Annotated in this window: 8 protein-coding genes and 1 pseudogene; all 9 read left to right on the top strand. The window is 64.0% G+C overall.

All coding sequences use genetic code 11. The features are described 5' to 3' along the window. Nucleotides 1-330, top strand: a pseudogene (locus JJ869_RS21310) (hypothetical protein); the annotation flags it as partial. 2 nt (nt 331-332) lie between these two features. Continuing rightward, on the top strand, nt 333-740 hold the full coding sequence (locus tag JJ869_RS21305; protein WP_292270506.1) for a hypothetical protein: 408 nt from the start codon (nt 333-335) through the stop codon (nt 738-740). Between the two features lie 15 nt (nt 741-755). Continuing rightward, nucleotides 756-3,302 carry a phage tail protein gene (locus JJ869_RS21300; protein ID WP_292270504.1) on the top strand — a complete coding sequence of 849 codons (2,547 nt, stop codon included), beginning with the start codon at nt 756-758 and terminating at the stop codon, nt 3,300-3,302. Further along, nucleotides 3,302-3,958 (top strand): tail fiber domain-containing protein, encoded by a 657-nt coding sequence (locus tag JJ869_RS21295; RefSeq protein WP_292270502.1) that lies wholly within the window; start codon nt 3,302-3,304, stop codon nt 3,956-3,958. Before JJ869_RS21300 ends, JJ869_RS21295 begins: the two co-directional genes overlap by 1 nt. Beyond that, the gene (locus JJ869_RS21290) at nt 3,955-4,266 is read left to right on the top strand and encodes a phage holin family protein (RefSeq protein WP_048599768.1); all 312 of its coding nucleotides are present in this window, start codon (nt 3,955-3,957) and stop codon (nt 4,264-4,266) included. Before JJ869_RS21295 ends, JJ869_RS21290 begins: the two co-directional genes overlap by 4 nt. Nucleotides 4,267-4,339: 73 nt before the next feature. Further along, nucleotides 4,340-5,272 carry a TIGR02594 family protein gene (locus tag JJ869_RS21285; RefSeq protein ID WP_292270493.1) on the top strand — a complete coding sequence of 311 codons (933 nt, stop codon included), beginning with the start codon at nt 4,340-4,342 and terminating at the stop codon, nt 5,270-5,272. After that, the gene (locus JJ869_RS21280) at nt 5,269-5,526 is read left to right on the top strand and encodes a hypothetical protein (protein WP_292270490.1); all 258 of its coding nucleotides are present in this window, start codon (nt 5,269-5,271) and stop codon (nt 5,524-5,526) included. Before JJ869_RS21285 ends, JJ869_RS21280 begins: the two co-directional genes overlap by 4 nt. Continuing rightward, the gene (locus JJ869_RS21275; RefSeq protein WP_292270487.1) at nt 5,462-5,665 is read left to right on the top strand and encodes a hypothetical protein; all 204 of its coding nucleotides are present in this window, start codon (nt 5,462-5,464) and stop codon (nt 5,663-5,665) included. The genes JJ869_RS21280 and JJ869_RS21275 overlap by 65 nt, the downstream gene beginning before the upstream one ends. Next, nucleotides 5,662-6,005 (top strand): hypothetical protein (locus JJ869_RS21270; RefSeq protein ID WP_292270484.1); only part of this gene is annotated, 344 nt, incomplete at its 3' end. The genes JJ869_RS21275 and JJ869_RS21270, both read left to right, overlap by 4 nt.

Raw genomic sequence — 6,005 nt, 5'->3', positions numbered from 1 at the left:
GGCGTACCGCTGGACCTCGTGCAGATGGCAATCGATGAAGCGCGTCAGGGCCTGCCAGGTAGGATCTGGTTGGGGCTTCTGGCCGAGAATGGCAGCATCATCGCCGATCCGGTTCAGGCTTTCTCAGGCCGGCTCGATGTTCCGGAAATCAAGGATGATGCGGATACCTGCACGATCACCATCAGCTACGAGAGCCGTCTCATTGACCTGACCGTGGCGCGGACCTGGCGCTACACCCATGAAAGCCAGCAAGTCTTGTTCCCGGGCGACCTTGGCTTCGAATATGTCACCGCGATCCAGGATCGCGAAATCACCTGGGGGCGCGGATAGACATGACCCGCGTTGACCACTGGGAACGCCTGCTTGCAGCAGCGATCGATACCGCCCGCGCGCGTCCTTTCGTTTGGGGCGTCCACGATTGCCCGACCTTCGCTTTTGAGACGCGCATGATCCTGACCGATGGCGAAGACATCGCGGCCCTCTGGCGCGGTCGCTACACAACCGCGCTTGGCGGCGCGCGTGTGATGCGCCGCTTGGGCTGGGCCTCGATTGAGGACATGGGACGCGCGCTCTTGGGCGAACCACGCCCGTCTGTCCTTCTTGCCCAACGTGGCGACATCGTTCTGGCCGACACTGGCCTCGGCTTCGGCATTTGCACCGGGGCCTCGGCGGTTGGGATGGCGCCCGAAGGCCTCGTCACCGTGCCGCTGACCTCTTGCCGGCTTGCCTGGCCCATCTGAACTCGGACCCAATCCATGCCTTTTATCGTAACAGCCGTCACCGCGATTGCGGGGGCGATCAGCGGCGTATTGGCTGCGGGCGGAATCGGTGCGGCACTTCTTCGGATCGGCGGTACGCTGCTTTTGTCCTACGCGGCGCAGGCCCTGATGCCAAAGCCGCAAACCACAATGCAGCCGAGGACGGTGACGATCCGCGAGCCCGTCGTGCCGCGCGATCTCGTCTACGGCCGCACCCGCAAGGGCGGGGTCATCGTCTTCCTGCACTCCTCGGGATCGGACAACAAGTTCCTCGACCTGGTGATCGTGCTGGCCACGCATCAGGTGAAATCCATTGGAGCGATTTACTTTGAGGGTGAAATGGCCCTCGACGCTGATGGCACCGCCCAAGGCCGCTGGGCCGGAAAGGTCCTCGTCGAGAAGAAACTGGGCGCCGCAAACCAGACCGCCTTCGCGGGCCTGAAATCCGCGCTGCCCGACAAATGGACCGAGAACCATCGGCTTCGGGGCTGTGCCGCGATCCGGCTGCGCCTCACCTATGACCACGATGCCTTCCCCGGCGGGATCCCGAACATCACGGTCGATCTCGAGGGCAAAGACGACATCTGGGATCCGCGGACCCAAACCGCAGGCTATTCGGAAAACCCCGCTCTTTGCCTGGCCGACTATATGGCCAACCCGACCTGGGGCATCGGCGCGCGCATCGGCCAGCCCGACGGGATCGACGAGATGTCCCTCGTTGAGGCGGCGAACATCTGTGACGAGGCAGTTCCCCTTGCAGGCGGTGGGTCGGAGCCGCGCTATGCCTGCAATGGGGTTATCACCCTCTCAGAGGTCCCGAAGACGATCATCGAGGGAATGCTCTCGAGTTTCGCAGGCCGCTGCGCCTTCTCGGGCGGGTCCTGGCGCATCCACGCGGGCGCATGGCGCGCGCCTGATGTCGTGCTCACATCGGACCATGTCCGCGAGGGCGGGCTGACCTTGGCGACGCGCGTGACGATGTCCTCGAACTTCAACGGCGTGCGGGGGCAGTTTGTTAGCCCCGAAAATGATTGGCAGCCGGATGACTTCCCGGCCTATTCAAGCGCTGTCTATGTGGCCGAGGACGGTGGCGAACAAAAGTGGCGCGATATCTCGCTGCCGTTCACGATCTCGGCTGCCATGGCGCAGCGGCTTGCGAAAATCGAGCTCGAGCGCGCGCGTCGGCAGATGACAGTGCGGCTCTCGGGCAAGCTCTCCGCCTGGGCCGCCACCGTCGGGGATGTGGTGACGCTCTCCTACGCCCGCTGGGGCTTTGCCGGCAAACCCTTCGAGGTGCATGGGGTGAGCCTAGATCTGACGGCCTCGGGCGATGGGGCGCTCCTCCTGCCGGAACTCGTTCTGCGCGAGACCTCGCCCTTGGTTTATGACTGGTCAGCGTCCGAGCAGCAAATCTACGCCGCTGCACCACGCACGGCTCTGCCGAATGCCTATGATATCCCGGCACCCGGCGCACCGCAGGTCACCGAGGACCTCTATGTCACACGGGATGGGGGTGGGCTGAAGGTTCTAGCCAAGGTCGCTTGGGAAGCCGCACCCTCGGGATTTGTCGCGGCCTATCAGCTGCAAGGCAAACTGACGGAAGCTGCCGACTGGATCGACTATGGCCGTACCGACGGGACTGCCCTTGAAATCCGCGATATCGCGCCGGGGGATTGGGCCTTCCGCGTGAAGGCGATCTCGGTTCTGGGTGTCTCCTCGCCCTGGCAGGAAACCCAAGCCGAAATCCTCGGGCTCACCGCCCCTCCGGCCCAACTCGAGAATGTGACACTGCAAACGGCGGGCGGGCTTGCGATCCTGAAGTGGTCGCGGTCGGCCGATCCCGACGTCCGCGTGGGCGGCAATATCGTTATCCGCCATTCCAAGGAAGCGACGGCAACCTGGGCCGACAGCTATTCGATGGACCGGGTCTCGGGCGGCGAAGCCATCGCCGTGGTGCCGCTCAAACCCGGCACCTATCTGGTGCGAGCTGAAGACAGCGGTGGGCGCGCGGGCCCGGACACCCGGGTCTCGACCAAGGGCGCGCAGGTGCTGGCCTTCTCGACCTTGGACTTCCTGCAGGCCGATCCCGGCTTCTTCGGCCCGAAATCTGGGCTGCAGGTCACGGGTTCGACCCTGACGCTGGCAACGGCAACCGCGAACGGCGTGACACAGGTAAGCACGATGGAGGGGCAGTACGGCTTTGCCGCTGGGCTCGATCTCGGTGCTGTGAAACGTGTCCGCCTCCGATCCGAAATCGGCGTGGCGGCACTGGCACTCAACGACCGCATCGATGCGCGCACTGCCTTGATGGACACATGGGCCGACTTTGACGGATCGGCCGGTGCAGAAATCGATGTGCTCTTTGAGATCCGCGAGACCGATGACGATCCTGCCGCATCACCGAACTGGGGTCCCTGGGGCCGTCTCGACAACCACGAAATCGAGGCCCGTGCGGTGGAAGCGCGGGCGTTTCTCACGACGAAGGACGCGTCCTACACGCCCATCGTCAGCCAATTGCGGCTTTACGCCGATGAGGTGGCCTAATGGCGCAGACATCCAACTTCGTGATCGCGAACGACGCAGGCGCCGCCGTTCGGGCGCGCATCAATGAGGTGATCGCGGCCCTGCATTCGACGAGCGCAGGGGCCTCCGCGCCGACGGCGACGACGGCAGGTATGCTCTGGGTCGACACCTCGGTCTCGCCGCCGGTGCTGCGTCGCCGGAACGCCACGAACACGGGCTGGGATGCGCTGCTCGATGCGGCAGGCAATCTGGCGGGGCTCGCGAACACGGCCGTCGCGCGCACGAACCTTGGCCTCGGGACAATGGCGACGAAATCCGCAGCTGACTATGACGTGGCGATTGCTGCGAAAGCCGCACTGTCCGGAGCGACCTTCACCGGCGTCGTCACGGCCCCAAACTTCGTCTCATCCTCCGACGCCCGCCTGAAATCCGATGTCGAGACCATTGCGGATGCGCTGGCCTTGGTCTCGGCCATGCGCGGCGTCCGCTTCACGATGGATGGCAGCCGCCAGATCGGGGTCATTGCTCAGGAGGTCGAGACTGTGCTGCCCGAGGTGGTCCGCGACAATGAGGTGGGCCAGCTCTCCGTCGCTTACGGCAATATCACCGGCCTTCTGATCGAGGCCGTCAAGGAACTGGCCGCCCGCGTGGCGGCGCTTGAGGAGGCACGCCCATGAATGATGGTGGGTTCATCGACATGATCAATTCGTTCTTCGGAGGCGCAGTGACCACGCTGATCGGGGCCTTTACCGGGCGGCTGATGTGGCATTCGGGCGAGGTGAAACTCGGCAACCGCCGCTTCTTCGGAAAGGAACTCCTCTGGGAAATCCCCGTGGCCGTCGGCATGGCGCTGATCGGGGAGGCAGCGGCACGCTATATAGGCTTGTCGCAACCGGTCTCGACCGGGTTTGTGGCCACGCTCGCATACCTGGGCCCTCGTGGGGCGGAAGCTCTGCTGGCCGCCTGGCTCTGCCGCAAGAAATAACCCGCCCAACACACACAGAAATCCTGCGCGCCGTCCCATTTGGGGCGGCGTTTTTTTTGCACGGGAGACAACCATGACGCCGTTCGATATCGCCCGCAGCTACATCGGCACAACCGAGGGGCCGGGCCCCGCCGACAATCCCATCATCATGGAGATGTACGCCTCGGTCGGTCACGACTGGGTTGAACATGACTCTGTGGCCTGGTGCGCTGCATTCGTCGGGCACTGCCTCGAGAGGGCCGGGATCCGCTCGACCCGTAAGCTGACCGCGCGCTCTTATCTCGAATGGGGTGTGCCGGTGGAGGTTGCCGACGCCCAGCGGGGCGACATCGGCGTGATCCCCCGCGGCTCGTCCAGCTGGCAGGGCCATGTCTTCTTCATCGACCGGATCGAGGGACAATGGCTCTGGGGCTTGGGCGGCAACCAAGACGACGCCGTCAATATGAAGCGCTACCCGGTCTCGAAGCTCCTCGGGGTGCGGCGCGCGGGCGGCGTGACCAGCAACGTCATCATGTCCGTGCGCGACGTGCAGGCGCGGCTCCGATCGCTTGGCTATCATGAGGTTGGCGAGGTGGACGGCCGGATAGGACCGCGGACTCGCGGAGCCATCCTGGCCTTTCGGCAGGACAACGACCTGGCCCTCGTGCCCATCATCGATGTGGCGCTGACCGAGGCGCTGGAGAATGCGTCACCTCGGGAAATCGCACCTGAGAGGGCATCTGGCACGCCTGCAGAAAGCCGGATCGTAACAGCATCCAATGCGCAGATCGGTCTCGGTGTCATTGGCGCGGCGGGATCGATCGGCAGCCAGATCGCACCTGCACTCTTGGAGGCCGAGCAGGCCCGCGATATGGCCGGGCGCGTGTTCACCTTGATCGGGCTGGAAAGCTGGCTCGCGAACGCCCTGCCATGGGTTGGTGCGGCGGTGTTCATTGGCGTGGTCGTTTATGCGCTGCGCGCGAAAGCAGCCCGGATCGACGACCACCGTTCGGGGAAAACGCCATGAGCCTCGTTCTAACCGCGCTGCTCTCCGGCCTTGGCCGTCGCTTTGCCTATTGGGGCGCGATTGTTGGTGCCATGGGCTTCGCAATCTGGATCCTGATCCGGCAGGGCAAGCACGCCGCAGAGGCCGACCTCGCCATTCGCCGCGCCGACGCCCGGGTTCGTGCACTGCAAACATCCAAGGAAATCCGCCATGACCTTCAAAATGCTGATCGTGCCGATCTTGAGCGCCGGGCTGACCGCTGGATGCGCGATTGACCCGCGGGGTTTGCGGGACGATTGCGATTGGGCCGAACCCATTTATCCTTCTCGTGGTGATGTGCTGAGCGACGGCACTTTGGCCCAGATCGTTGCCCATAACGAGGTCGGTGCGCGGCTCTGTGGGTGGCAGCCATGACAGTCGCAACCCTCAGCGAAGGGCCTGCTATTTTGGTTGGCTACGCCTGGCGGCTGCAGATTGAAGCGGAAGCACCGGTCTTTGCCGAGGGTGCAAGCTATGCTGGCCATCTGCGCCTCAAACCCAGTGACCCGACGCTGCTGGCAGAACTCTCGAGCGCGGATGGTGGGATAGAGCACATCACCGACATGGTATTGGAACTGTCTTTGACACCGTCCCAAACTGCAGTGCTCTCACCCGGACGCGTGGTGCTGGACTTGGTGCGCACTGATCTCAATCCAGACCTGCACTTGGGCTTCCTTCTCGAAATCCCCGTGATGTTGCCGGTGACGCGAGGGCT

Origin of the sequence: Marivita sp., assembly GCF_017643905.1 — a bacterium.
Lineage (GTDB): Bacteria > Pseudomonadota > Alphaproteobacteria > Rhodobacterales > Rhodobacteraceae > Marivita.
This window is presented reverse-complemented; position numbering and strand designations above follow the sequence as displayed.